We start from the raw sequence: 26,320 nt of genomic DNA, 5'->3' as shown, positions 1-26,320 counted from the left end.
TTAGTTCTTGAAATACCAATAGCCGCTGTTAATAAGCGCGGTGAGCAGCGCCAGGAAAGAAGGGTCCTCCAGCGCGTTGCCCAACTGACTTGCCGTCACTTGATAATCGCTGGCCAGGGAGGCTAACGCCGTTTGATGCGTCGACACAATCTGTTCGCCGTTGACAAAAAATTCCGTGCCGACGTTTAATACCCGCAGGCCACCCAGCCGTTGCAGGCTGTCTCCTTGTTGCAGCAAGTCGTAAATTTCCCCCGCCTGGTATGGGGGTTCGGGCGGCGCCAGATCCAATTCATGACGGGATTGGGAAATAAACTCGCCAAACCAGTGGTTGAATTGCTCAGGCTGTTGTACCAAATCCGTCATCATCACGCGCAGCGCGTCGATCTCTTCCGGCAATACCGCCGCCGGATCCTTTCGCAGGGCGATGGCGGGATCGCTGTAACGTTCGCTGCCCAATTCCTGTGCCAGGACGTAATCCGCAAATCCGCTGACCAGTTCGCGCCCGCTCGGCGCACGGAAACCCACCGAATAATTCAGCGCGTTTTCCATGGAATAACCTTCATGGGGAAATCCCGGCGGAATATACAGCACGTCTCCAGCTTCCATTTCCTCGTCGATAATGGCCTCAAACGGCTCAACCTGGAGCAGGTCCGGATGCGGGGAGTGCTGCTTGAATACCCCTTTATCACCTACGCGCCAATGACGGCGGCCAGTGCCCTGAATGATAAAAACATCGTACTGATCGAGATGCGGGCCGACGCCGCCGCCGGGAACGGCAAACGAGATCATCAGGTCGTCGATGCGCCAGTCGGGAAGCTGCCTGAAAGGGCGCATCAGCGCGGCGGAGGGTTCGTGCCAGTGATCAACCGCCTGCACCAACAGGGACCAGTTGGTCTCGCCAAGGTGGTCAAAGCTTTCGAACGGGCCGTGGCTGACCTGCCAGCGGCCTTCATCATGGCTGACCAGGCGGCTATCGATTTCGGTTTCCATCGCCAGTCCGGCCAATTCGTCCGGAGAAAGGGGATCGACGAAATCTTTAAAACCACGCTTAATAATGACCGGCCGTTTTTGCCAGTAGCGCTGTAAAAAGTCTTTCCAGTCAATATCGAGTTGATAATCCATAGCCTATTCCACCATAAGGGACCCTGAATGGATTATAACGGATGTAGGCTGGATAAGGGGGGTAATTTATCTGATGGACTGCAAAAATTCGCTATAAAATAATCCGTTAGGGCATTTAAGCCTTGAAAAATTTTTTGGCGCGAAAGGGGTTAATCATCATCCTGATACCCCTGCTGACGTTTGAATATGACTTCTACCTTGACTCCGCCCCCGCCCAAGGCGCTCTCACCAACGATAATATCCCCCTCGTACTGTTCGAGAATTTCCGCCGCGACGGATAATCCCAGTCCTTGACCCGGCAGCAGGGTATCGGCGCGCTGGCCTCGTTGAAAAATCAGGGTGTGCAGTGAGTCGGGAATAGGCAGACCGTCATTTTCAACGATCAGATGCAGCTGAGATTCATTGGCGTGGGCAGTCACCTTGACGAATTCCAGGCAAAATTTGTAGGCATTATCGAGAATATTGCCCATGACCTCCATAAAATCATTTCTATCGCCGACAAAGGTCAACTCGGGGGTAATAACGAGGGAAATCGAAACGCCTTTCCATTGATAAACTTTGTTAAGCGCCGAACACAGGCTGTCGAGCAAAGCGGGAACCGAATGCAGCTCGCGGCTCAGCACGTTATGATCCGAATGCACGCTGGCGCGGTGCAGGTAATAGCCTATCTGCTGTGAAATTCGGCTGATTTGTTCGAGCATAATCGGCTCAGCCAGCTCAATATTGGTCTCTTGTCCGGTACGCAGCGATCGCAGGGTGGTTTGTAACACCGCCAGCGGGGTCTTCAGGCTGTGAGTGAGATCCGCGAGCGTGGAGCGATACTTCTGATAGCGCTGGCGTTCATTATTTAACAGGATATTAAGATTACGCACCAGGATGCCCAGCTCACGGGGCGGGTTTTCATCCAGACGATCCCGCTCGCCCCCTTCCAGTTCCCGCACCTGCTGCACCAGGTCCTTGATGGGCCGTAAGCTCCAGTGCGCGGCCAGCCAGAGCAGCGGCACCACCAGCAGCAGATTGGCCAGCAGCACATAGCTGAACCATTCCCATACCAGGTCGGTACGCTGCAACTCATGGGGTATGGTATCCACCACCACGATGGTCAGCGGCGGCAGCCGTTCGGTAGCCGGGTAGCGATTAACCGCAACGGAATGGGTCAGTGCATTGCTGTCGCTGCTGTCGAAGTCCTTCAGGCGATTCTGCGCGCTCGGATTGTCCCCCAGAACGGCGCTGCTGGTGCGGGTATCGGTATCCAGTTCAAAATAGCCGGTTTTTTGCAGCCAATCGGGTTTCAGCCTCGATTCCAGCGCCGGCACGTAGCGTTGACGCCAGAGAATATGCCCCTTCTCGTCGTAAATCAGTACCAGGGCGGCAAAATTGATATCGATATTCGGCGGCACGGCAATGGTGAGACGGCTGTCTTTCCATTGGGCCAGACTGAAAAAGAGATTACTTTCCCCTCGCAATAAACGAAACGAGGTTTTATCAAAGCTTACGCTGTAGCCGATGACCGCGACCATGCCATAACAGAGCGAAAGCGCCAGGACCACACAAGCTGTGGCTAATAGAAATCGGACACGAAGCGAAAAAGGCTTCTTATTATAATACGAGAAATGGGTCATAGAACTTAATTAACATCAAAACGATAGCCCTGCCCGCGAACCGTCGTAATGACCTCATACGGATAATCGGCCTGCATTTTTTTCCGCAAACGCCCCATAAGCACATCAATGGTATGGCTCTCGCGCAATTCAGCGTCGGGATAAAGTTGCAGCATCAGCGAATCCTTGCTGACGACTTTGCCGGCATTGCGAATTAATGTTTCTATGATGGTGTATTCGAAGGCCGTCAGCTTAATATGCTCGTTGTTGATCATCAGCTCGCGCCGGGAAAGGTCAATCTGGAAAGGCGGCAAAGTAATGACCTGCGATGCCAGACCGCTATTACGGCGCATCAGGGCCTGCATTCTGGCGACCACCTCTTCCAGGTGAAATGGCTTCGTCACGTAGTCATCCGCGCCGGCTTCAAGCACAGTTACCTTATCCTGCCAGCCTTCACGTGCGGTAAGGACCAGGATGGGTATCTTGACCTGATGCGAGCGCCAGCGGCGAATCAGGCTTAAGCCGTCCTCATCGGGCAGGCCGAGATCGACTATGGCGATATCGGGCGGGTGCTCATGTAAAAAATAATCCGCCTCTCTGGCATCGGCGGCGGCATCGACCTGATGTCCCATTTCACGCATTTGTACCGTCAGGTGATGACGAAGAAGAGAATTGTCTTCTATAACCAGAACTCGCATCGCAACTCCTAAGTTAAAGCGCCAGTAACGGATTATTAAAAATCCGCCTCTGTAAACCTGTAAAAACAATCCCCTGAGCAATCCGGACGTCTTTAACGAGAGTATCCCAGAGCATGGCTAAACTGTCCTTAAACGGAGCTTTAACCGGAGCGGGTAAAGCAGGTGAGGCCCTTCCCGCATCGGGTGAGCTATTTCAACTCGTCCACCAGGGTGATGGCACGGCCGATATAATTGGCCGGCGTCAGGGCCTTAAGCCGGTTTTTTTCCTCTTCGGGCAACGGCAGGCTGTCGATAAAAACCTGAAAGCCGGCGGCATCCACGCGTTTACCTCGGGTCAGCTCCTTGAGCTTTTCATAGGGTTTTTCAATGCCATACCGGCGCATCACTGTTTGAATCGGTTCAGCCAAGACTTCCCAGTTCTGGTCCAGCTCCGCCAGCAGGCGATCGCGATTCACTTCCAGTTTACTGACGCCCTTTAGGGTGGATTGATACGCGATGAGCGCGTAGCCGATACCGACCCCTAAATTGCGCAGCACGGTGGAATCGGTGAGATCCCGTTGCCAGCGGGACACCGGCAGTTTCCCAGCCAAATGCCCCATGATGGCGTTGGCCATGCCCAGGTTGCCTTCCGAATTTTCAAAATCAATGGGATTGACCTTATGGGGCATGGTGGAAGAGCCGATCTCGCCCGCGATGGTGCGCTGTTTAAAATGATTCAAGGCGATATAGCCCCAGACATCGCGATCGAAATCGATCAGGATGGTATTGAAACGCGCCATGCAATCGAATAGTTCGGCTATATAGTCATGGGGTTCGATCTGGGTGGTGTAGGGGTTCCAATCAATGCCCAGCGAGTTGACAAAGGTTTCGCTGAAACGGTGCCAATCCACCTCAGGGTAGGCCACCATATGGGCATTATAATTGCCCACCGCGCCGTTGATTTTACCCAGGATCTCCACCTGCGTCAGCTGCCTGTATTGACGCTCCATGCGGTAGGCCACGTTGGCCATCTCTTTGCCGACGGTGGAGGGCGTGGCCGGTTGGCCGTGGGTGCGGGACAATAGCGGAATATCGCGATACTGGGCCGCCAGCGTCTTGATGCCGTCGATAATCTTGCGCCAGTAGGGCAGGATGACATCCTGTCGGGCGCTTTGCAGCATCAGCGCATGGGACAGGTTATTGATGTCTTCCGAGGTGCAGGCGAAATGAATGAACTCGGTAACGGCATGGAGGGCCGGTATGGATGCAACGCGCTCTTTCAGGAAATATTCCACCGCTTTGACATCATGGTTGGTGGTGCGCTCGATGGTTTTTATCCGCGCGGCATCCTCTACGCTGAAATTGGCCGCCAGGGCGTCCAGAAATGCGTTAGCCTGTGGATCAAACGGCGGAACTTCCTTGATTTCGGCGCACGCGGCCAGTTTTTGCAACCAGCGTACTTCCACCTGTACGCGAAATCTCAGCAAGCCATATTCACTGAAAATGTCACGCAAGGCGCTGACTTTATCGCCGTAACGTCCGTCTATGGGGGAAACGGCGGTCAGTGAGGATAATTCCATCGATTGCGACTCCTGAAAAATGTTAACTTTGTGCAAGAATTTGCCGAGCCTGTTTAAACAGGCGGTTACGGCCGAACATCAATTGTAAACGGCCGCCTCCCACCTGTTGCCAGAGCACGGCGGAACGAATACCGGCCAATAGCGCGGCGCGTATTTTAGCCTGTATTTGCGTGTTTTGCAGCATGGCGGATGTGCCCGACACCTGTATCCTGGGCCCCAGCGGGCTGAGGATGTCCACATAGATAGCCGCCAAGGCGCTGATTAATGTCTCTGACAATAAATCAAAATGCGTTAATTGGCGTTCCAGCTGAACAATGCGTTTCGCCAGTTCATCAAGAGCCTTTTTATTGGCGTGCAGCTTTCGCTCAAGCACCATCAGGCTGAGAGTATAACGCGTCAACTCCGCGCCGGGCCCGGCCCGCGAAGCATTGAGCATCCCCAGCATCGACTCCAGCCCAAGCTTGAGATTTGCCGGCTGGTTACCGTACACCGCCAGGGTCGAGGACGGATTCAGATCAAGCGTGCTGCGCAGCGACACCTCAAACATTTCATCGTCGCACTGCCCTTTATGGGCCAGCTGCTGTACCAGCATGGCGCTTTGGCAAATCCCCGCCAATGCCAGCGTAATGTCAAAATAATTCTTAGCCAAAGTTGCTCCTATACACGTCCCTGAGTAGGCAACGGCAGCCGGGATTCGATGACGCCGCCGCCAAGACAATGCTCGCCGAGATAAAAAACCGCGGACTGGCCCGGTGTTACCGCCGCCACCGGCCGATCGAAGGTGACCTTGACCAGGCCGTCGGTACCGGATTCCACCAGGCAGGGAATATCCTGCTGGCGATAACGGGTTTTCACCACGCAACGCAGCGTGCCGGTGAAGGGAAGCCTGTCGACCCAGTTAAGCTGGCCGGCCAGCAAACCCACCGACATCAGGCGTGGATGCTCATGGCCCTGGGCCACCACCAGAATATTGTCGTCCATCAGCTTGTCCACCACATACCAGGGTTCCTCATTGCCGGCTTTGGTGCCGCCGATACCCAGCCCTTTGCGCTGTCCGAGGGTATGATACATCAAACCCTGATGTTCGCCGACCGGCTGTCCGTCCACGGTGATGATTTTACCCGGCCGGGCCGGTAAATAACGAGACAGAAATTCACGGAATTTACGTTCGCCGATAAAACAGATGCCGGTGGAGTCCTTTTTGCCGGCGGTGACCAGCCCCAGTTCGCCGGCAATCCGCCGCACTTCGGGTTTTTCCAGTTCCCCCACCGGGAACAGGCATTGCGCCAATTGACCGTGGCTCAGAGTGTATAAAAAATAGCTTTGATCTTTATTGTCATCCAGACCGCGCAGCAGGCGGCTTTTGCCGTCCACATCCTGGCGGCGGACATAATGGCCGGTGGCAATAAAATCCGCACCGAGATCTTCGGCGGCGAATTCAAGAAACGCCTTGAATTTGATCTCTTTGTTGCAAAGCACATCGGGATTAGGCGTACGACCCGCCTTGTATTCCGCCAGAAACAATTCAAACACATTATCCCAATATTCGGCGGCGAAGTTTACCGTATGCAGCGGAATGCCCAATTTATCGCATACCGCCTGCGCGTCGGCCAGGTCGGCGGCGGCGGTGCAATATTCCTCATTGTCGTCCTCCTCCCAATTTTTCATAAACAGCCCCTCCACCTGATAGCCCTGCTGTTGCAGCAGATAAGCGGAGACAGATGAATCGACGCCGCCGGACATGCCGACGATCACTTTGAGCTGGCTGTTTTCTGACATGGATTTCTCACGACCGGGAAACGCGCCGCCAAGGGCGCATTATTGCTGATAAACGCCGGATTTTATCACGACCGGGCATTGCCCCGCCACCTCAGTGTCGGTTGTTGCCGGCGGAAGGTGAGATGATTATAGCGGGAGAGGCCATTGGAAAGCGTGGAGGATATCCAACGGGTAACGCACACCCTGCTGATAACAAAGGATACTTTCCGCCACCAGGGGGGAGCGCAGCTGGTGCGAGGACAAAATTTCATCCGCTTCAAGCCACAAACAGCGGTCGATATCGTCGTCCCGGGGAATGGCGGTAATCCGTTTAGGCAACTCTATGGCAAACAGAAAGCGTATAAAGGGGGTTTTATCCGGCGCCATCCATTGATGGATGCGTAACAACGTTTGGGGCTGCGCATGGATACCCGCCTCCTCCCATAACTCCCTCGCCGCCGCCTGCACCACTGTTTCATCCGCTTCCAGATGTCCTGCCGGCTGATTCCAACGGGGATTGCCGTGTATCGTTTCCTCGACAATCAGAAAATGATTTTCCGCCTGTACCACGCAAGCGACGGTGACATGGGGTTTAAACACTCGCACTCCTTACCACGGGGGACGGCATTACGCCAGGTTGAGTCAAAGAACCCGGTGGCGCGGTTCAGGGGACGAGGATAGGGCGCTTAGGCTGAAACGTGTAAGGTTATGGCATTACATGGGACATGAATGTTAAAAAGGAATTGCGTCAGAGTCTAAACCACCGTCGTCCTGTAACCATTATACTGCAAATCGGCTTAAGTAGGATGGGTGGTTTTTACTCGGATACTCTCAATGCGCAGTGTTGTTCGACTTTTTGCGGGTCCCGAAGCCGGAACCCGCATTGTGATGATTAACCTCAGGCGGCATTCATACCCAGACTCAAGCCGCCGTCACAGATAACCATTTGCCCGTTGATAAATGTATTGGTTATCAGAAAGTAAATAGCGCCGGCGATATCGGCTGCCTCTCCCACTCTGCCAACGGGTGTTAGCTGCGCATACTCGGTAAAAAGACGGTTTTTCTGCTCTTCGGATAAAAAGTCCCACCAGGGGGTGTCGATAACGCCTGGCGCCACGGCATTGACCCGGCGGGGAGCCAGTTCCCGCGCGAGAATCGGTACCCAGGCGGCAATGGCGGCATTGGCTGCCGCAATACCGCTGGTTCCCGGCATTGACGCCCGCGCGGATACCGCCGAGACAAAGGTAATACCTCCTTTTTCACTCAGATAGGGGAGTATTGCCTGGGCGCAGACAAAGTGCGGGAACACCTTTTCCTCGAACCCCAGCCTGACATCCTCAACATTGAGCGTGGGAAAATTTCCCACCCCGCGACCGCTGCCGGATGCAAGCACCAGGTGGTCGATCTCTCCCGCCTGTTCGAACGCCTCTGTCACAGACGCCTTTTGCGACGCATCCATCACCAAAGTCTTCACGCCCGCGGGTAAGGCCTGTACGGCAAGCTGTAATTTTTCCTTATTGCGTCCGGCGATTATCACCGATGCGCCTGCTTGCGCCAGAATCAGGGCGGTGGCCAGACCGATACCGGATGAACCCCCGACGATTAATACACTATCGATTGATTTGCACGTTAATTTGCAAGATGATTCCGACATATTCCCTCCCGGATTATTTACGATAAAAGGGGGTAGATTCTGGATATTCAAATATCTTGTCATCCATCATTCCTCCCTCTACATTCATTTCAGGAAGACAATAAAGCCGGGACGGGAACGGAAACAGTTCTGAAAATATACGGGTATAAAAACTGCTATGAATGAGCTTGATATCAGCACCAGACGACTTTCTGAAAAACGCCGGACCCTCGGGCATTTCCTACGTACCCGGCGTGAAGCGCTGACACCCGAAAAGGCCGGACTGCCCTTTGGTTCCAGAAGACGCACGCCGGGACTGCGCCGGGAAGAGGTGGCCCTGCTGGCCAATGTCGGGATCACCTGGTACACCTGGCTTGAGCAGGGCAGAGATGTCAGGGCCTCAGAGGACGTGCTGGATGCCATTGCCGATGCCCTGCGGCTCGATGAAACCGAGCGCCGGCATTTATTTATCCTGAGCGGCCGTTCGGCGTCCTTGCCAAGACTCATGGACCAAAAGGTGAATCCTTCACTCCAGAGGATGCTGGATAGCCTTGATGGACAGCCGGCTTATTTGACCGGATACCGCTGGGACATCCTGGCCTGGAATCATGCCGCGGTCGCGGTTTTCGGTGATTATGCCGCCATGAAATCTGCAGAGAGAAATCTGATGTATCAGCTCTTCGCCAGCCGGCAACACCGCCGGCTGCTATGCGATTGGGAGGCGCTGGCCCGGACCGCATTGGGCGTATTCCGCAATGAAAGCGCGGAATACGCCGATGACGACGGTTTCGGCGAGTTGATAGATAAGCTCATTAATATCAGTGAAGAATTCCGCTTGTGGTGGCCGGAACACCGGGTGTTATCCAACAGTACGAATATCAAAAATATCGATCACCCCACGCAGGGGAAAATGGCCTTTGAATTTACCACCTTTGCCCTGACGGATGGCTCAGCGCAGAAACTGACGGTATTCACCCCTACGGACGAATATGATTCAAATAGCAAGCTAAAGATATTGCTGCTTAAGTATGTTAAATAAAACACCGTTGAACGGTTGATTTCCCTCGTCAATGTTAACCAGCCAAGGTAAACTGATTTTATAGTCATCAAGAATGGGGACGGAAAGTTTAACCAAGAAATATATTAGGATATGCGTTTATTTTTGATAAAAACATTTCTGCACGAGAATATATCAAGAAAATTGTAGATGAATTATTTTTATTATCAACTATCAGAGATTGATTAATATAAATTCGAATTATGGACAGTACGGTTTTTTTGAAACGCCGATGGGGTCGCTGTGATGAAAATCAAAAAATCGACCGCTTTGATTGTGATAATTAATCGAATCTTTAGCGGTTTTTGCAGTAATAAAGGACTATCTTGATAGAAAAAAAGTTCAGAGGAGAAAAAAATGAAGTTTATTCAATTGACTGACTTTCATCTTTTTTCAGATCCGGAAAAAACAATGCATGGTTATTGTACCTATGAATGTTTAAGAACAGTCATAAACGCAATTCTTCGAAATGTGAATTTGAAGGCAGATGCGATTTTCATCACGGGTGATATCTCGGAAGATAGAACTGTTGAATCATATGCACTTGCATTAAGCCAGGTTGAAAGGTTTAATCTGCCTATTTATTTTTTGGCGGGTAATCATGACAAGAAGGACTGTATGGAATCGATTTTTAGCAGATCCTTGCTTGTTATTGAAACCAACGCATTTACTTGCGGAGATTGGGTGTTTATCAAGGTGGATACTGTCCAGCAAGGCAAGGATAGCGGCTTTCTATCCTCTGATGAGAAAAGGGCAATTGCAGATAAAATCGCGACAGCGAAGAACAAAAAAATCGGGTTATTTATGCACCACCATCCTATTTCAGTCGGCATACCCCTGGTTGACAGCTGTATGTTATCAAACGGTGAAAGCGTGTTAGATCTTCTTGAGAGCCGAAGTGAAATTAAGAGTCTCGTCTGTGGCCATGCCCATACCCTTTTCACCACAAAACATAATAAATGTATAATTGATGTCTGTCCGGCAACGTGTTTTCAATGGAAGTCAGGCACCTATACTGTGCAAACTGATAATAGAAGAGGTTATAAGGTACTCGATTTTTCAAACGATTATCGTTCTGAGATATTTTTTGTGTAAAATCAATTACATAAGTACAAATATTTAAATTGCAATGGCGTTGAGACTGTCTGCAATCAAATGGGTCTTTATCTTAATGTTCTAGGATGATCTCGTCATATTTGCTTAACTGAGGTTTTCACCCGGAGGCAATAAGTAGTTCAGCATCAGTGATAAAGAGTTCACGCGGTGACGCCACAATGGCCGGGACACATAGGGGGATACGCGGCCCACAAGCTTACCCGACTCTGTTTGACTATCCGCTCAGGCGGCCCGTAGGCGCGTTGGCGCTATTGAATTTTTAATTTAAATTTGTTTAACTTCACGGAAAGCGGCCTCATCCGTGGTACAATAAGGCCTATGCACCGAATAGGCTGAATACGATGTCATTCTTCTCTGATGTGCTTCAAAAAATTCAAAAAATGCCGACAAATATCGAATGCCCTATTTGTCACCAATCCTCTAAACAAGATTACAATAAAATATCGAAAGACAAAGTCATGATATGTCCACATTGTCATTCCTATTTTTTGAAGAACCAAAAATCACCGCAAAAATCAGATGATTAAACGCTGTCCTCTTCGATCTTGAGCATGTTCAGGGTTTAGCTCGATCATGGCGTACAGGAAAAACCGGACATAGGGACTCGATGCTAACCAAGCGTCGTCCACCCGGCCGATGGAGGTGCAATAAATCTCATTTCCGTCCCCGTCCCAATTCGATGTGGGATGGGCGATTTTACACGAAATATATTAGCCAATATTATCTCTTGCATCTTTGCGGGCATGAAGTGGAAGCACGAGGTTATGCTGAATAATCTCTAACGGTTATTATCCCCTGACTTAAACCGCCGTCACAGATAATCATTTATCCGAGGGTAAAAGTATTGGTTATCAAAAACCAACTGGTATGGCCGACATCGGCGGCATTAGCCGCTCTGCCAACGGATGTTTGCCAGGCATACTCCGGGAAAAGACGGCATTCTGGCTGATGGATGATTTCTCGCGGAAACAGACGGTATTTTCCCCTTCGGAAAAATATGAGTAAAAATGCTAAGGAATGGCTGGATGAGTAATCTGAAAGCAATAATGTAATGGCTGCAACTATTAATAAAAATATGCTATCACTCCTTTACAGATTAGTGCAAAACTCACAAAACGCCGTTGCGCCGATTGCCGGTGGGCATGCATTGATTGTCAACGCATAGCCCGGCATATAGCCCAGCATTGGGCTGGGCTCGGCGTTATGCTGTCTTGCCCGCTAGCGAATATCTATTTTATGCACGCCATCGATGGCCAAGAGCTGGCTGTAAATATCGTTGGGTTTGTATTTGGCATGCAGCATGATTTCCATGGATAATTTGCAGTCCTTATTTTCATTTTCATTGCGGGTAACGCTTGAGCGCACCACCCGGACGCGAAGTTTACGCAGCGTTTGCATGGCCGTATCCATACTGCCGGGCGTTAATGAGATCATCAGCAGATAACGGTGCCCCATCAGGCGGGCACTTATCTGTCGGATACCTTCCAACACCAGCAGCGTCATGATGGTGCCGAATATGCCGATGGCATACATGCCGCTGCCGACAATCAAGCCGATTGCCGCCGTGACCCACAGACCCGCCGCCGTGGTGAGGCCCCTGACGAATTGCTTATTCAGCATGATGGTTCCGGCGCCGAGGAACCCGATGCCGCTGACCACCTGGGCGGAGATCCGGCTGGGGTCGAGGGCAATATTATGCTCCGCCAGAATATCGCCAAAACCATATTTAGACACGATCATAAACATCGTACTGCCGATACAGACCAATATATGGGTGCGCAAGCCCGCTTCTTTGGCCCTCAGCTGTCGCTCCACGCCGATTAACGCTCCCAGTGCGCCGGCCAGGGCAATACGCAGCAGTAATTCAGTGTTCATTTCTCCATCCCCTTAGGTCGGTTTTTTTATCCCGTGCCATATCCTGACCGGGTAGACGTCAGTATCGATTGTTTTGGCCGCATCTTCAATCATGGATGTTGATGATAAAATGTTACAGTGAGTGTTCCAAAGATAGTTTAAATTTGCAAAATTACTGTACATTGGATAATAATAATCCTATAGGATGCGGATTGGTTCGGCCGATAAAATACTATGTCATTTTAACTAAAATTATTTTTAAAATCGTAAGAATGTAAATAAATAGCGACTTATTGTATTTTATCTTTCATTCTGTCACCCCGCATGTCTGATAGAAATGATATATGGATTGATCGGTTAAAAAACAGCAATTTTTTGCTAAAAAAGTTCGGTTCTATAAATGGGATATGCCGATTTTGTCTGTCGGTTTTTAACATCGGTTGCAGTTCATAGAGCGGATAAAACGTTTTAGAAATACATCAATTCCATTTATCTATTTCTGTTGATAAAGCCGGTTACACAGGCAGGCTATTATACTACAGATTTTAAGCTAATTATTAACCTAACCGCTACGTTTCCTCCGCACCCGTGAAAATTGATTATTACGCGAGGGGAAGGGGTAATGACATAGCTATTATATGCAGTGTATTAGTTGGAGAATAACCATGAAAATATTACCCTATTTTTTAACAGCAATCGTTGGCACAGTGTCCTTTACCGCACTGGCATCCCAAGAGTTAAACTCCACCGAGGCCGCAAGCCATCAGGAGATTGGACGCATATCCGTTTCGGGCTTGGAGGGTTCTCCCGACGATGTGGTACATGCGTTGGCCCGTAAAGCCGCTGAACAGAACGCGCCCTATTTCCGGGTGATCGAGGTGGCCAATCCCGGTAAATCCAGCGACTGGATAGGCAACGCGGATCTCTATAGGTAAAAGACACCGATAAATAATGTCGATAAACTTCGGCAGCATTAAATGATGAAATCAGTGGGCAATCGCCGGCGCTTTTTAGCGCCGGCGATTCGTTGTGAAAATACCGTGCTTGCCTCTCTGTTACCCTACACACCCCGACGTCACGTCCATTTTGCCCTATGCCTTGGCGCGCTCCGGCTTCGTTAACATTAATCCGAATAACGTTTAGCCCATCCCTTGACCGCAGGCAGGCCGGTGGAAAGGTTCAAAAGAACGATAAAACTGTAGCAAAGTGTATGGAAGTATAATCAAATAGCATAACCATATTTCTAAAAGTCGTCTGTTCAGGTTATGTTTGCTTCACCTCTATACGGAAAATGCTGATAAAAATGCCTATCGCTTTGTTACTGCATGTGGATATTGCCCCGCCTTTTCGCGCCGGTTTTGAACGGGCCGGTTTTGTTCTGCGTCCGGCCCTGCGGGAAAACGATCGCAGTCCGATTTTGCCCGAGGGGGATGCCGACGAGATTCAGGCGCTGCTGACCATCGGCTCCATCGGTCTGCGGGCCGAGGATATGGCCGCGTTTCCTAACCTGCGGATTATCTGCTGCCAGGGGGTGGGATACGAAAAGGTTGATCTCGATGCCGCCCGCGCCAGAGGCATTATGGTGACCAACGGCGCCGGCACCAACGATACCTCGGTGGCGGATCACGGGGTGGCGCTCATCGCCGCCATCGCCCGCAATGTCGTCAGTCTCGATCGGGCGGTGCGGGGAGGGCAATGGCAACAGTTGCGCCAGATCCGACCGCAGCTTACCGGCAAGCGCCTGGGTATCCTGGGTTTGGGTAATATCGGCAAAAAAATCGCCGAACGCTGCTCCGCGGGATTCGGCATGCAGGTGGCCTACCATAATCGGCGGCCACGGGTTGACAGCGATCTGCTTTACTGCCGCACGGTGGAAGAACTGGCGAAATGGGCGGATTTCCTGGTGGTGGCCACCCCCGGCGGCGCGCAGACGCGGCATCTTATCAACGCACAGGTACTGGCGTCACTGGGTCCGGAGGGGTTTTTAATAAACATTTCACGGGGCAGCGTAGTGGATACCGATGCGCTGATTGAGAGCCTGCGGCAGCAAGCCATCGCCGGCGCCGCGCTGGATGTGCTGGAAGGCGAGCCGAAGGTGCCGCAGGCTCTCCTGCAGCTGGATAACGTTATTCTGACGCCCCATGTGGCGGCGCGTTCGCCGGAAGCACTGGCGGCCATGTTCCAGCGGGTGCTGGAGAACCTGTCCCGTTATTTCGCCGGGCAGCCTGTGCTGTCCCCGGTGCCGGGTATGGGTACAGAGTAAACCTAGGGAATCGACCGACGGCGGCCGTGATGCGCATCGTCGTTCAGCGGCGGATTCATTGCGTTCGGATGGCCCCTCGTTCAGCGGCGGATTCATTGGATGGCCCCTCGTTCTGCGACGGATTCGTTGCGTTCGGATGGGCTCGTTGTACGCCGGTGAAAGTATTGGCGAGCGGATGATGGCCTGTTCGTGCGTCAGCGGGATTGTTGGCGTAGGGATAACCTCGGTATCTCGCGGCGAAATCCCAGGCCGATGATGCGCCCGGCGATATGCGGCAACCAGGATTGACGGCGCAGCCATTTCTCCATGGCCGAGGGTGTGCGGGGCGGATTTTGCGGTTTATCGGCGCTACCGGTCATCATCAATTGCAGTTTCTGCGTGAACAGGGTGGGCAGATGCCTGCGTCGCTGCACCCGAGCCAGCTGCCGCAGGCTGACTTTTCCTTTCAACAGCGGTCCTGTGAGGATATTCGCCGCCGCCACCGCGTCCTGAATGGCCAGATTGACGCCGACCCCGCCGATGGGTGACATGGCGTGAGCGGCGTCGCCAATGCACAGTACGCCGGGAGCGGCCCAGCGGTCCAGTCGGTCGATACGGATTTCCAGCAGTTTTAACTGATGCCATTGGTTCACAGCCCGTGACAGGCGAGAAACGTCAAAAGGAGATACCTGCGCGACCTGCTGTAAAAAAGGCTCCAGTCCCGCCTGACGCAGGATCCCGAAGCTCCCTTTGGCGATGCTGTATCCGCACTGCCAGTATTCTCCCCGATCCAGCATGATAAAATTCTTTTTTGGTCCGCCGTGGCCGCTGTCCGTCTCGGGGTCTCCGAGCGCTTTCTCTACCCGAATCCAGACCACATCGCGTGGCGATCCGAATTCACGGCGGGGAAGGCCGGCGTCCTGGCGCACCATAGACTGCCGTCCGTCGGTGCCCACCACCAGTTTGGCCCGGATCCGCAGCGTTTCACCGTCGGGACCCTGGCATATGACTCCGCGGACAAAGCCGTCCTCCATCCATAATTGCCGTGCACAGGTGGACTGCCGCAGGGTAAATCCCGGCAGTTTTACCGCCCGCCGCGCCAGAAAATTTAAAAAATCCCACTGCGGCATAAACGCCATGAATTTGCAGCGGGTGGGCAGACGGGAAAAATCCGCCAGGGTGATGGATTCACCGTGAAATTCCCCTCTCAATCTTTCCACCCGCTGGTGGGGCAGGCGAAGAAAGTCCTCCAGCAGGCCGAGGTGATACATGATTTCCAGGGTCGAGGGATGAATGGTATCGCCGCGGAAATCCCGTAAAAAATCGGCGTGTTTCTCCAACACCGTGACGTTGACGCCGGCCCTGGCCAGTAAATAGCCCAGCATTAACCCGGCCGGGCCGCCGCCGACGATGCAGCAATCGGTTTTTATCGAGGGTGGAAGTCCCGCATTGTTCATCCCGAGATACTCGTGAAAAGGACGGATATAAATGATAATACTTATCATCTTCTGTCTTGCAAGACTATTTGCTTTTCATCATAAGAGCACCGGAAGAGCGCCGGGGAATCTTTTTGAACGTTGCCAGTAATGGCGTTGGCGTTCACCAACCGACATTGTAAAGGGTCAGGCAGGCACTGTCGGTCGAATCCACGGCACCGACAAAGCGTTTAAGTTCGGGCGTTATCCTGGCTGCCAGCTTGGCGATTAACGCGTCTGCCTGTTCGGTTGACAGCTCGTGATCTGCGCTTAGGTTGCACAAAGTGTGAACTTTTTTCTGCCCATCCACTAAAAATATATTATTGCCGGCTTTAATGATATTGCAGGCATGGCCGTCCACCCAGCGGAACATATTACGCCAAAGCGACGGGGGCCGTTTGATGGTCAGCACGATGTTAAGATCGCCGGAGTTTGCCAGGTGGGAAGCCAACCGAACCACCGAGTCCATCAGCGAGACCTTGCCGTCGTCGATAGTTTCTTGCAGTGTGTTAAAATCACTGGGTTTGCCGCCACGCTGGGTCGGGAAGGCTTGATACAATTTTCCTTGCTTCAGGGTGTCCGCGACCGAGGCGGCGCAGGACAGGCAATTGGTTTGCCCGACACCGTAATAACCAAACCATGAGGCGATGGCGGCCAGCGGCCGCAGCCATAGCGGTGCTTTGCCTTGCTGGTTGACAATGGGTATCAGCGTGTCGGGGATATACTTTTTCAGCTCATTGGAATAATCGGCCTTGCCATAACCTGGCGGGGGCGGCACGTTGGCGGTGGTGATATTCCCGGAGGGTTTTGCCGCTTTATTTTTATTTTCGGAAATGCGATCTGCGACGTCTGATACACTGGCACCATCGCAATGGTCGAACCCTTCTTCCGTTCCAGAGGCATCGTTGCGTGAGTCGGCCACATTTACCCCCTTGCTGGCGGCGTTTTGCTCGGAAAGATGCTGCGTTTGGCAACCCGTGCGGTTCGTGGCCGGGGCGATTGAATCAACGTTGCCACTGTTGGTAACGGGTAATACCGTGGAGAAAAGAGGTTTCTGCGCCTGAGAGTCAAAATTATTTAAAGCCGTAACAGGACTATTTTTCGCAAGATTTATTGAAGAAGCAATATTGAAGTGCTGGGTATAATCAGCATCGCGATGGTCAGGTACAGGCGGCATTTCCGAGAGCACCTTAATCCCGGAGGGTCTGTGAATGTCATTTTTAACATGCCGATCCGTATCATTAAATTGACCTGCATTTTCGAAACTATTTAAATCGGAATTAATGACTTTATTGCAAACTTTATTATCGGCTATGCCTGACGCGACAAAATCCCCGCCGATTAAACAGGTGGGCTTTTTTTGCGGGCAATTGTCAAGATTGCAGGCGTTATTTAAATTTTCCGACACCCGACCCATACCTGATGTTGCCTTCCACTCCGCTATAGACCCTTGTGAAGGACTCCATGGAACAATGGGTTTGGATCTCCTTGCAGAGGGATTTCCAGGCACCTTTAATACATTATAGAAGCGAGTCGATTTATTAATAGGATTATTATTTGTCAGAGAATATCTGTTTTTTTCAATTGTTGGTTCTTTGTAATTACAAAAGTTTAGCTGGAAAATTATTTTCGACATGACTTATCCCTTTTTCACCATAGACATGGATTCTTAAAAAGATATTTATCGACGTCAATTATTTTCTCAGTAGAGGGGACTTTATAAGTGAAATGTGAATACAACGTTTATTTTTCATAGGATAAAGGGGGGGAGAAGCGGGTATTGCCAACGGCGGCTGATAACCGACGCTGATAATGCCGCGCCGGTTATCAGTAAAAATCATGTCCTATTTGCCGTTTTTATCGTCCAGCCGGGGCAAGCCGGTGTCGTCGGCGGCTGAAAGCAAGCCGGTACTCATGTAGTTGATTAACTTTTCCCGCGTATCGGCAATATCCAGATTACGCATGGTCAACTGGCCGATGCGGTCTTCCGGCGAGAATACCGAATCGCCTTTTTCCATGGTCAGGCGTTGCGGCATATAGGTTAGGTTGTCCGATACGGTATTGAGAATGGAATAATCGTTGCCGCGGCGCAGCTCCAGCGTCACCTCGCCGGTGATTTCACTGGCAATCCAGCGTTGAGACGAGTCGCGCAGCATCAGAGCCTGCGGATCGAACCAGCGGCCCTGGTATAACAAGCGGCCCAATTGGCGGCCATTGGCATGGTATTGTGCAATGGTGTCCTCGTTGTGGATTCCGGTGACCAGGCGTTCGTAAGCGATATGCAGCAATGCCATGCCGGGGGCTTCATAAATGCCGCGGCTTTTAGCTTCGATAATGCGGTTTTCAATTTGATCGCTCATGCCCAGCCCGTGGCGTCCGCCGACCCGGTTCGCTTCCAGCATCAATTCAACCTGGTTGGCGAAGCTCACACCGTTGATGGACACCGGCAGGCCGCGTTCGAAACGCAGCGTCACTTCCTCGGCGGGGACCCGTACCGAATCATCCCAGAATTTTACGCCCATAATCGGGTTGACGATTTTAACGCTGGAATTGAGGAACTCGAGTTCTTTCGCTTCGTGGGTGGCGCCCAGGATATTGGAATCGGTGGAATAGGCTTTTTCCGCCGACATTTTGTAATCAAAACCGGCCTGGGTCATGAATTCGGACATTTCCTGCCGCCCCCCCAGTTCATCAATGAAATCGGTATCGAGCCAGGGTTTGTAAATTTTCAACTCGGCGTTGGTCAGCAGGCCGTAGCGATAAAACCGCTCGATATCATTGCCTTTATAAGTGCTGCCATCGCCCCAGATGTTGACGCCGTCTTCTTTCATGGCGGCCACCAGCATGGTGCCGGTCACGGCGCGGCCCAGCGGCGTGGTGTTGAAGTAGGTCACACCGGCGGTGGAGTTGTGGAAAGCGCCGCACTGCAGGGCGGCGATACCTTCCGCCACCAGCTGCGCCCGGCAATCGATCAGCCGGGCCTTTTCCGCGCCATACGCCAGCGCCTTGCGGGGAATGGCATCGTAGTCATCTTCATCCGGCTGCCCGAGATTGGCGGTATAGGCATAAGGCACTGCCCCCTTTTTACGCATCCAGAGCAGCGCGGCACTGGTATCCAGACCGCCGGAGAAGGCGATACCGACGCGTTGGTTGACGGGGAGGTGCCTGAGAATCGTTTCCATTAATGTGAGCCCTATAAGAAATATGTACAGCAAAATGTTCAATCGTCCGGCATTGCGTAGCCTCTGAAGCCATGCGGGTCAAACTTTTTTGCAGATCGGATGTTGCCGTTATCCGGCCGCCAGGTTCATCTTAAGGAAACTGGCGCAGGAACGCCACCCTGTCGAGCAAAGCATTTCTTGTCGCTGTCGGCGTGGGGGCGGCGTGATGGGTGGGAGTGGTGCCGGCGGCGCCGATATCCGGCTTTTGCGGCACATGGCAAAAGGCCTGCACGAAGGCAGGCCGATGGCCGAAAAAAAGCGTAATGGTTAACAGCTGTACAATCAATAACCCTGAGCTAAATTCGGGTAATCAATGAAACAGCCGCGTTCTTTTTTTATTTCTTAATTCGGTATATCTATTAGGTAATCTTGTTTTGTTTTTATTCCTATGATGCATTAATAATGAAAAAACCATTAATGCAACCAGCAAGACTAATCCAATAACCGGTAAAATGATTTGCATTTTATCACCTAGTTAAATAAAGAGCGGTTGTTACTATGCTGTGTGTAGTGTCTATTGTTGTACCACCAATCCCCAATGACAGATTGGCATTGCCGAGATCCCAAAAAGGGAAGCAAAAACGTCAATGATGCGAAGCTTACGCATTTTATACCGCCAACGCATACCCTGTTCAAGGTATTCGCATTCTCATTTTTGCCTTGACAAGCCCTGTGCCAATAAAGGCAGGAACAACGCAACCTCGGTGCCTTGCGACCCCCCCCGGATAAACAAACGGACCCCCAGTTTGTCGGCTCTGGTCTGCATGCCGTTAAGACCCCGAGAGCCCGGACGCCGGTCCTCCGGTATGACTCCATGGCCGTTGTCAGCCACCCGGATGATGACGGTGTTGTCCCGGGGTTGCACGGAAATGGTGATAAGCGTCGGTTGAGCATGCTGCAAGGCGTTATTGACCGCTTCCTGTACGATGCGCAGCACTGACAGCGCAGATTCCGGCGTCAGATAGGCGAGGGGAGGTATGGGCGAGACATCCCATGCCAGTCGGATACCCAGCGCTTGCAGGCGCGGTTCCAAACGAAAGCGCAGATTGCCCAATAACGGCAACAGGTCGTGCTCGGTCATATCCAGCGAGTCGATAATCAATCGGAGATCCTGGAGTGATTCTTCAATATGACGGGCCAGATCCTCCCGGTCGGCGTCTTCACGCCGCGCCAGACGCAGCGCGGTGATCAATTGCGCGCCCATGCCGTCGTGCATGTCCTGCAGGATGCGCATGCGCTCGGCGATAATCGCCGCCCGCTGTTCGCGGCGGCTCCCCTCGCGGCTGGCAATAAAGCGTTCGGCGAAATAAAAGATCATGACCAGACAGAACGGCAGCGCGCCGGCGATGCTTAAGCGGCAACTGTCCCAGGGCAGCCAATCCATAATGATAAAGTAGGATTGCGCAACGGTGGCGTTCCAGAAAAGCGCAGTCAGCCCCAGGGCGATGAATTTAACCCCGCGGCTTTGCCAGCCGCGAAAGATAAGCAGGCCGATGGGCACCAGGCGAATCAGCACATGGGGCCAGGTGACGAGCCAAATGCGGTCCGTTGCCTCGCCGAGCAGCAGGACAACCAGGACAAACGCCAGGGTGACGGCCGTCAGGCCATGCAGCAGCGGGAGAAACCCGCGCAGCCGGATGTCGGCAAGCCGGTAGCCCGCCACGCATAAGGCCCAATACATGATAGTGGTGGTTATCGTCCGCAGGGCCTGCTGAGCGCCCAGGGATAGTCTCATGTCCAGGATATAACTCAGCAGGGTGGCCACCGAGACCACCAGGGCAAATTGAATGATAAAAAGCCGCCGCTGTTGCCAGGTGTACGCCAGCAAAAAACACAGCGATCCGGCCACCAGTATAAGCAGAACATAGGGGGTAACCACCTGCAGCAGGTAGCGTTGAAAGTAGATGCGATGCAGACGCATGGCCGGGCCTAAGGTGATGGCGGACAGGCCGCTGCGTACCGAGCTGTCCCCCAACAGCCTGACGGCCAGTACGTTATCCCCGGGCCGGAATAAACCGGCGGGGAGCACGATAAAAACCGGTCGGTCGTTCATCGCCCGCACCTGTTTCCCGCCGGGAGAGCCGAAGCGTACGCCGGGATTGAGCAGCGAGCCGTTAAGCCAGATCTCGCCGGCGACGGAAAGATGCGGCAGATACAGGCCCAAAGGCCATTCAGGCGGTCGGGCCAGATTAAAATGCAGACGATACCAGACGATGCCGCTGAATTGAGGGTCGCGAATACGCCAGTTATCCGGTAATGAGACTTGGATGCCCGGTTGCAGCGGCGGCTGTTGCGGTTGGCGTATCGTGCCGACGATAAGTTCAGCCCGATCCAACCGGTTAATTTCATGGGGCAGCAACTGCACCGCGCCTGACGCCTTCGGCATCAGCCAGAACAGCGTAAACAGAATACCGAGGATAAAAAGGGGCACCGGTTTTTTCAGTGTGGCCCCCCTCATTATATCAGGCCTTTGTTCCTGGCCTGGATGATCGCCTCTACCCGGTTATGGACGGCTAATTTGCTGTAGATATTCTTGATATGCGTTGCCACGGTATGGCTCGACAGACTCAGCATGCGCGCTGACTCCGCCACGGAGAAACCCTGGGAAATATGTTTGAGGATATCCATTTCCCGCAGGGTGAGACTATCCGGCCCCGCCGGGGCAGCGGACTTTTCGGCGGGTTCGAAACGTTTAAGCAGATAGCGGGCAATCTGAGGCGACAAGGGTGCGCCGCCGGCGTGCACCAGCTCCACCGCCCGGGCGAAATCCTCGATGGAGGTATCTTTGAGCAGATAGCCCCGCGCGCCGGCCTCAATGGCCCGTATTACGTGGGCCTCATCGCCGAATATGGTGGCCACCAGTACCGCGGTGGGATAGATTTGCTGTTGTAGCGTTTTGATCAGTTCGATACCGTCGCCGTCGTGCAGGCCGAGGTCAATGATAGCGACATCGGGAACGGTGTGCCGCAACAAGGCTCTGGCTTCGGTCAGGGTAGCCACACTGCCCACCAAACTGAGATTAGGGTGGGTCGTTACCATCGACTCGAATTCCGAACGCATAGATTCATCGTCTTCAACCAATAATACCCTGATGCTGAATGTCTTCATGATGGCGCCATAAAAAAAAGAATTTTGCAACTCATCCGCTAAGCCTTACTATTCGCTCCGCTCACGGCGCGGCATGATTGATCACTGGATTTGCGCTGGTTTTTTCAATTTTTTCAGAAGATAGCGAGAAACCTGGCGCGGTGTAATTAGTTAGCATGATCAGTTACTAAAATCAGTTTTGCATGGAATGACTGAATTAGGAAGGTGAGATAGTGCTCAGCTCAGCGCCCTTTGCGTTCCGCTTGCTAAAACAGGGACTCTTCAGGCTAAATTTTCAGACTATTATCACCCCATTTACTTAGGGTCTCAGGCCGTTATGGGTTTTCTCATGACCTTGAATGCGCCCGCCAGGGCGACGAATATCACCAGTGTGCACAGCACAACAAACAGTTCACTGCCGATTTGTAATCCCCAGGTACTGGCGGCAACGCCCATGACGCCGACGGTTACCCCGGCGGTGATATAGCCGCCGAAAAAAAATGTGCCGGTGACCCCAGCAAGCTCGTCCGGCGGCGCGTATTGCTTGATAAGCGTGATACCGGCGAATTGCGACAGGCTTTGAGCGAAACCGGCGCTCAGAGCGGCGGCCAGCAGCAGGCCGATGGAGGCGTTATATTCGGCGCTTACCACCAGCACCACCGCCAGCAGGCCGAGCAGCTGGCTTGCAAGAAGCGTGGTGAACAGTCGCCAGCGGCGCAGGGTGAGCTGAGCCATGGCCCCGGCGCCGAACACCACAAAGGCGCAGGCGCCCGCCAGCAGACGGCTGTCATTGTGCAGCAATCCGGCCAGCAGGCTTGGTCCGAGGGAGATAAACAGCGCCGACAGGGCAAAGGGACCGGAAAATATCATGATGGCCAGCAGAATAATGCCCCGATTGTGCTCAGGCAGGCGGGGCAGTTGGAACCAGGATTTTCTCCTGGCGCCGGTGACCGGTTCCGGCGGCGGGATGCGTAATACCGATAACGACACCGCCGCCAGACAGGGGATCAGCAGCAGGAAAATCAAACGGGTGGGCAGCGGGGCGAATTGGGCAAAAGCGCCGGACAGCAAGGGACCGACGCCAAACGCCATCACCGTGGTAAAGCTGGCCACCAGCGGGGCGAATCGATAGCCGCGCCGCACCCCCGCTTCAATCACCGCGGCGGTGCCGGCGCTGGCGAAGGCGCCGCTGGCAAAGCCGATTAATAGCCGCCCGGCCATAAGCCACAGCATGTTCTGCGCAAAGGCAAAACAGACGCAGGCGGCGATGGCCACCAACAGCGCCGGCGTCAGCACCGCGCGCCGGCCATGGATATCCGACAGCCGGCCGGCAACCAGCAGCGATAACAACACGCCAAGGTTATAGCAGATGAAAATATAACTGATCCCGGAGGTAGGGAAACTCATTTGCCGTTGCCAGAGGATATAGAGCGGCACCGGGGCGTTGGCGGCAATGAAAACCAGTAACAGGCCCAGAGTGACCCCCACCAGCGGAGGATGCGGCCGAGGGTGGCCTAAGCGATGGTCTGACATCATAAATTATCCGTACGGCATATGACCCATGGCGTTGAAGGTAACCTGCCCGCCGGGATCCTTGCGAAAATTGAACCGGCGGCAACGGTCTTGGCCGTTGAAGGCCGGATAAGTAAGCACGCTATGACGTTTGACCGGGGTTGTCCAGCCTGGGGGAATCGGATACGCACAAACGGGTAATATCATCTCAAATGAAACTAAAAAATTTCATTTAGAAAAAAAATATAAAGATAAACTTTCATAATAAAAGATTAAACTTTTAAATTGTGATGTGCATCTGATAAATGAAAGAGCATCTTGGCTACCTTAAGCATCGAATTAACAACATAGCGCCTGGCTATCCTGTTGTTTTCCGCTTAAGTGAACCAAGGAGAAGATATGTTTGATGTCATAGCCCATGGAGCCGAGTGGTTTATCGGCCTGTTCCAAAAAGGAGGGTCGGTGTTCGTCGGGATGGTCACCGGCATACTCCCGCTGTTGATCAGCCTGCTGGTGATCATGAATGCCCTGATCGTGTTTGTCGGCCAAAGCAGAATAGAACGCCTGGCTCAGCGTTGCGCCGGCAATCCCGTATCCCGCTACCTCTTTTTACCGGTTATCGGCACTTTTGTGTTTTGCAATCCAATGACCTTGAGCCTGGGCCGCTTTATGCCTGAGAAATACAAACCCAGCTATTATGCCGCCGCGTCCTACAGCTGCCATTCGATGAACGGCCTGTTTCCCCATATCAATCCCGGCGAACTCTTTGTCTACCTGGGTATCGCCAACGGCCTGACCACCCTTAATTTACCCCTGGGACCGCTGGCGGTGAGCTATTTGCTGGTGGGTATGTTCACCAACTTTTTTCGCGGCTGGATTACCGATCTGACCACAACTGTCTTTGAACGCAAAATGCATATCCAACTCGATCAGCATGTCCGGCTTTGAAGCAAGGAGAATGGGATGAATAAGTTTATTCGTATAGAGAAAGGCGAAAGCGGCTGGGGCGGTCCTTTACTTATCGAGGCGGTACCGGGCAAAAAAGTGGTCTACATCACCGCCGGTACCCGGCCGGCGATAGTGGACAAGTTGAGTGAACTCACCGGCTGGCCGGCGATAGACGGTTTTAAAGAGGGCGAGCCGCCGGCGGATGAGATTGGCGTGGCCGTCATTGACTGCGGCGGTACTCTGCGCTGCGGCATCTATCCCAAACGCCGTATCCCGACGGTGAATATCCATTCCACCGGCCGTTCCGGTCCGCTAGCGCAATTTATCCATGAAGATATCTATGTCTCGGGGGTACGGGAGAAAAATATTCAATTATTGCGCGACGACCCGATGTCCTGTGCCGCCGTGCCGTTACCGGACGACGCGGCCGCCGTTCAGGCTGAGCACCGTTCGGCGCCGGCTGAAGATAACCGATCCTTCGCCGGTAAAGAGTATGACGCCAGTAAAAAAATCACCGAACAAAGCGACGGACTGTTGGCGAAAATCGGCATGGGCATGGGCTCGGTGGTGGCGGTATTTTTCCAGGCCGGACGTGAAACCATCGACACGGTGTTGAAAACCATCCTGCCGTTCATGGCGTTCGTTTCAGCGCTGATCGGCATCATCATCGCCTCGGGCCTGGGAGATTTCATTGCCCACGGCCTGACGCCCCTGGCCAATAGTCCCATCGGGTTGGTGACGCTGGCATTGATTTGCTCTTTCCCGCTGCTGTCGCCTTTCCTTGGCCCGGGGGCGGTGATTGCACAGGTTATCGGCGTGCTGGTGGGGGTGCAAATCGCCCAGGGACATATCCCCCCGCATCTGGCGCTGCCGGCGCTGTTTGCCATTAATGCACAGGCGGCCTGCGATTTCATTCCGGTGGGACTGTCTCTGGCCGAAGCCAAGCAGGATACGGTGCGGGTCGGGGTGCCTTCGGTGCTGGTGGGCCGATTTCTTACCGGCGCGCCCACGGTATTGCTGGCCTGGGCGGTATCGGGTTTTATCTATCACTGATTGAGCCGTTCAGGAGCCGTCATGAATATTATTTACCAAACCACGTTTACCCGCATCGGCGACTACGCCCGGGACTCCCTGGCGGAGGATATGGTGATCACCTTTCGCGAGGGCGCGCCGGAGGATATTGAATCTTTTTGTTTTATACACCGCCCAGGTGATAGCCAGGGTGACTTGCAGCCCGGCGAGACGCTGCAGCTTGGGGGCAGTCGATTCCCCATTACCGCGGTAGGGTCGGTGGCCGACCGGAACCTGCGCGAATTGGGGCATATCACGATCCGTTTCGACGGCGCCGAACAGGCGGAGTACCCGGGGACGGTGCATGTGTCCGGCCTTACCCCGGCGGATATTCCCGTCGGCAGCACGTTAATGATTTTGGCTTGA

23 protein-coding genes are annotated in these 26,320 nt (G+C 53.0%); 7 read left to right on the top strand and 16 right to left on the bottom strand.

The window, feature by feature from the left end; all coding sequences use genetic code 11:
- From HB631_RS14520 to HB631_RS14485, 8 genes are all read right to left on the bottom strand, one after another.
- Entirely contained in the window at positions 1 to 1,122 is a 1,122-nt protein-coding gene (locus HB631_RS14520; RefSeq protein WP_213991874.1) for a cupin domain-containing protein, read from the bottom strand.
- 149 nt (positions 1,123 to 1,271) lie between these two features.
- Positions 1,272 to 2,744 (bottom strand): two-component system sensor histidine kinase PhoQ, encoded by a 1,473-nt coding sequence (phoQ, locus tag HB631_RS14515; RefSeq protein ID WP_213991873.1) that lies wholly within the window; start codon positions 2,742 to 2,744, stop codon positions 1,272 to 1,274.
- Positions 2,745 to 2,749: 5 nt separating this feature from the next.
- The gene (gene phoP, locus HB631_RS14510) at positions 2,750 to 3,421 is read right to left on the bottom strand and encodes a two-component system response regulator PhoP (protein ID WP_213991894.1); all 672 of its coding nucleotides are present in this window, start codon (positions 3,419 to 3,421) and stop codon (positions 2,750 to 2,752) included.
- 188 nt (positions 3,422 to 3,609) lie between these two features.
- A complete protein-coding gene (gene purB / locus HB631_RS14505; protein ID WP_213991872.1) occupies positions 3,610 to 4,980 on the bottom strand; it encodes an adenylosuccinate lyase in 1,371 nt (456 codons plus the stop codon).
- Between the two features lie 22 nt (positions 4,981 to 5,002).
- A complete protein-coding gene (gene hflD / locus HB631_RS14500; RefSeq protein WP_213991871.1) occupies positions 5,003 to 5,629 on the bottom strand; it encodes a high frequency lysogenization protein HflD in 627 nt (208 codons plus the stop codon).
- Between the two features lie 8 nt (positions 5,630 to 5,637).
- Complete coding sequence (gene mnmA, locus HB631_RS14495; protein ID WP_213991870.1) at positions 5,638 to 6,759, bottom strand: tRNA 2-thiouridine(34) synthase MnmA; 1,122 nt, start codon at positions 6,757 to 6,759, stop codon at positions 5,638 to 5,640.
- Positions 6,760 to 6,885: 126 nt separating this feature from the next.
- Positions 6,886 to 7,338 carry an NUDIX domain-containing protein gene (locus HB631_RS14490; protein WP_213991869.1) on the bottom strand — a complete coding sequence of 151 codons (453 nt, stop codon included), beginning with the start codon at positions 7,336 to 7,338 and terminating at the stop codon, positions 6,886 to 6,888.
- Positions 7,339 to 7,636: 298 nt separating this feature from the next.
- Complete coding sequence (locus HB631_RS14485; RefSeq protein ID WP_213991868.1) at positions 7,637 to 8,392, bottom strand: SDR family oxidoreductase; 756 nt, start codon at positions 8,390 to 8,392, stop codon at positions 7,637 to 7,639.
- A gap of 157 nt (positions 8,393 to 8,549) precedes the next feature.
- On the opposite strand from HB631_RS14485, the gene HB631_RS14480 reads away from it, so the two are divergent.
- A complete protein-coding gene (locus tag HB631_RS14480) occupies positions 8,550 to 9,410 on the top strand; it encodes a helix-turn-helix transcriptional regulator (protein ID WP_213991867.1) in 861 nt (286 codons plus the stop codon).
- A gap of 375 nt (positions 9,411 to 9,785) precedes the next feature.
- Positions 9,786 to 10,523: a metallophosphoesterase gene (locus HB631_RS14475; RefSeq protein WP_213991866.1), complete on the top strand. Its 738-nt coding sequence runs from the start codon at positions 9,786 to 9,788 to the stop codon at positions 10,521 to 10,523.
- Between the two features lie 1,239 nt (positions 10,524 to 11,762).
- Here the strand turns inward: HB631_RS14475 and HB631_RS14465 are convergent.
- Entirely contained in the window at positions 11,763 to 12,419 is a 657-nt protein-coding gene (locus HB631_RS14465) for an MgtC/SapB family protein (RefSeq protein ID WP_213991864.1), read from the bottom strand.
- Positions 12,420 to 13,063: 644 nt separating this feature from the next.
- Between HB631_RS14465 and HB631_RS14460 the strand changes: the two genes are divergently transcribed.
- Both HB631_RS14460 and HB631_RS14455 read left to right on the top strand, forming a co-directional pair.
- Entirely contained in the window at positions 13,064 to 13,333 is a 270-nt protein-coding gene (locus HB631_RS14460) for a DUF1471 domain-containing protein (protein WP_213991863.1), read from the top strand.
- Between the two features lie 368 nt (positions 13,334 to 13,701).
- A complete protein-coding gene (locus HB631_RS14455) occupies positions 13,702 to 14,661 on the top strand; it encodes a 2-hydroxyacid dehydrogenase (protein ID WP_213991862.1) in 960 nt (319 codons plus the stop codon).
- A 194-nt stretch (positions 14,662 to 14,855) separates the two neighbouring features.
- On the opposite strand, the gene HB631_RS14450 is transcribed toward HB631_RS14455, so the two are convergent.
- From HB631_RS14450 to HB631_RS14420, 7 genes are all read right to left on the bottom strand, one after another.
- Entirely contained in the window at positions 14,856 to 16,097 is a 1,242-nt protein-coding gene (locus HB631_RS14450; protein WP_213991893.1) for an FAD-dependent oxidoreductase, read from the bottom strand.
- Positions 16,098 to 16,239: 142 nt separating this feature from the next.
- The gene (locus tag HB631_RS14445; protein WP_213991861.1) at positions 16,240 to 17,751 is read right to left on the bottom strand and encodes a toxin glutamine deamidase domain-containing protein; all 1,512 of its coding nucleotides are present in this window, start codon (positions 17,749 to 17,751) and stop codon (positions 16,240 to 16,242) included.
- A gap of 208 nt (positions 17,752 to 17,959) precedes the next feature.
- Positions 17,960 to 19,297 (bottom strand): argininosuccinate synthase, encoded by a 1,338-nt coding sequence (gene argG / locus HB631_RS14440; protein ID WP_213991860.1) that lies wholly within the window; start codon positions 19,295 to 19,297, stop codon positions 17,960 to 17,962.
- Between the two features lie 130 nt (positions 19,298 to 19,427).
- Entirely contained in the window at positions 19,428 to 19,622 is a 195-nt protein-coding gene (locus HB631_RS14435) for a hypothetical protein (RefSeq protein ID WP_213991859.1), read from the bottom strand.
- Positions 19,623 to 19,985: 363 nt separating this feature from the next.
- The gene (locus HB631_RS14430) at positions 19,986 to 21,794 is read right to left on the bottom strand and encodes an ATP-binding protein (protein WP_213991858.1); all 1,809 of its coding nucleotides are present in this window, start codon (positions 21,792 to 21,794) and stop codon (positions 19,986 to 19,988) included.
- Positions 21,794 to 22,444: a response regulator transcription factor gene (locus tag HB631_RS14425; protein ID WP_213991857.1), complete on the bottom strand. Its 651-nt coding sequence runs from the start codon at positions 22,442 to 22,444 to the stop codon at positions 21,794 to 21,796. The genes HB631_RS14430 and HB631_RS14425 overlap by 1 nt, the downstream gene beginning before the upstream one ends.
- Positions 22,445 to 22,750: 306 nt before the next feature.
- A complete protein-coding gene (locus tag HB631_RS14420; RefSeq protein WP_213991856.1) occupies positions 22,751 to 23,959 on the bottom strand; it encodes an MFS transporter in 1,209 nt (402 codons plus the stop codon).
- Positions 23,960 to 24,334: 375 nt separating this feature from the next.
- Between HB631_RS14420 and HB631_RS14415 the strand changes: the two genes are divergently transcribed.
- The 3 genes from HB631_RS14415 to srlB are packed head-to-tail and all read left to right on the top strand — an operon-like array spanning position 24,335 to position 26,320.
- Complete coding sequence (locus HB631_RS14415; protein ID WP_213991855.1) at positions 24,335 to 24,883, top strand: PTS glucitol/sorbitol transporter subunit IIC; 549 nt, start codon at positions 24,335 to 24,337, stop codon at positions 24,881 to 24,883.
- Positions 24,884 to 24,898: 15 nt separating this feature from the next.
- Positions 24,899 to 25,936 (top strand): PTS glucitol/sorbitol transporter subunit IIB, encoded by a 1,038-nt coding sequence (locus HB631_RS14410; protein WP_213991854.1) that lies wholly within the window; start codon positions 24,899 to 24,901, stop codon positions 25,934 to 25,936.
- A gap of 21 nt (positions 25,937 to 25,957) precedes the next feature.
- The gene (srlB, locus tag HB631_RS14405; RefSeq protein ID WP_213991853.1) at positions 25,958 to 26,320 is read left to right on the top strand and encodes a PTS glucitol/sorbitol transporter subunit IIA; all 363 of its coding nucleotides are present in this window, start codon (positions 25,958 to 25,960) and stop codon (positions 26,318 to 26,320) included.

Origin of the sequence: Sodalis sp. dw_96 (genome assembly GCF_018449575.1) — a bacterium.
Lineage (GTDB): Bacteria > Pseudomonadota > Gammaproteobacteria > Enterobacterales > Enterobacteriaceae > Acerihabitans.
This window is presented reverse-complemented; position numbering and strand designations above follow the sequence as displayed.

What these genes read in the sequence shown, in the direction of transcription:
- HB631_RS14520 (WP_213991874.1), bottom strand. Translation starts at nt 1,122, where the DNA reads ATGGATTATCAACTCGATATTGACTGGAAAGACTTTTTACAGCGCTAC.
- phoQ (WP_213991873.1), bottom strand. Translation starts at nt 2,744, where the DNA reads ATGACCCATTTCTCGTATTATAATAAGAAGCCTTTTTCGCTTCGTGTC.
- phoP (WP_213991894.1), bottom strand. Translation starts at nt 3,421, where the DNA reads ATGCGAGTTCTGGTTATAGAAGACAATTCTCTTCTTCGTCATCACCTG.
- purB (WP_213991872.1), bottom strand. Translation starts at nt 4,980, where the DNA reads ATGGAATTATCCTCACTGACCGCCGTTTCCCCCATAGACGGACGTTAC.
- mnmA (WP_213991870.1), bottom strand. Translation starts at nt 6,759, where the DNA reads ATGTCAGAAAACAGCCAGCTCAAAGTGATCGTCGGCATGTCCGGCGGC.
- HB631_RS14485 (WP_213991868.1), bottom strand. Translation starts at nt 8,392, where the DNA reads ATGTCGGAATCATCTTGCAAATTAACGTGCAAATCAATCGATAGTGTA.
- HB631_RS14480 (WP_213991867.1), top strand. Translation starts at nt 8,550, where the DNA reads ATGAATGAGCTTGATATCAGCACCAGACGACTTTCTGAAAAACGCCGG.
- HB631_RS14475 (WP_213991866.1), top strand. Translation starts at nt 9,786, where the DNA reads ATGAAGTTTATTCAATTGACTGACTTTCATCTTTTTTCAGATCCGGAA.
- HB631_RS14465 (WP_213991864.1), bottom strand. Translation starts at nt 12,419, where the DNA reads ATGAACACTGAATTACTGCTGCGTATTGCCCTGGCCGGCGCACTGGGA.
- HB631_RS14460 (WP_213991863.1), top strand. Translation starts at nt 13,064, where the DNA reads ATGAAAATATTACCCTATTTTTTAACAGCAATCGTTGGCACAGTGTCC.
- HB631_RS14455 (WP_213991862.1), top strand. Translation starts at nt 13,702, where the DNA reads ATGCCTATCGCTTTGTTACTGCATGTGGATATTGCCCCGCCTTTTCGC.
- HB631_RS14450 (WP_213991893.1), bottom strand. Translation starts at nt 16,097, where the DNA reads ATGAACAATGCGGGACTTCCACCCTCGATAAAAACCGATTGCTGCATC.
- HB631_RS14445 (WP_213991861.1), bottom strand. Translation starts at nt 17,751, where the DNA reads ATGTCGAAAATAATTTTCCAGCTAAACTTTTGTAATTACAAAGAACCA.
- argG (WP_213991860.1), bottom strand. Translation starts at nt 19,297, where the DNA reads ATGGAAACGATTCTCAGGCACCTCCCCGTCAACCAACGCGTCGGTATC.
- HB631_RS14430 (WP_213991858.1), bottom strand. Translation starts at nt 21,794, where the DNA reads ATGAGGGGGGCCACACTGAAAAAACCGGTGCCCCTTTTTATCCTCGGT.
- HB631_RS14425 (WP_213991857.1), bottom strand. Translation starts at nt 22,444, where the DNA reads ATGAAGACATTCAGCATCAGGGTATTATTGGTTGAAGACGATGAATCT.
- HB631_RS14420 (WP_213991856.1), bottom strand. Translation starts at nt 23,959, where the DNA reads ATGATGTCAGACCATCGCTTAGGCCACCCTCGGCCGCATCCTCCGCTG.
- HB631_RS14415 (WP_213991855.1), top strand. Translation starts at nt 24,335, where the DNA reads ATGTTTGATGTCATAGCCCATGGAGCCGAGTGGTTTATCGGCCTGTTC.
- HB631_RS14410 (WP_213991854.1), top strand. Translation starts at nt 24,899, where the DNA reads ATGAATAAGTTTATTCGTATAGAGAAAGGCGAAAGCGGCTGGGGCGGT.
- srlB (WP_213991853.1), top strand. Translation starts at nt 25,958, where the DNA reads ATGAATATTATTTACCAAACCACGTTTACCCGCATCGGCGACTACGCC.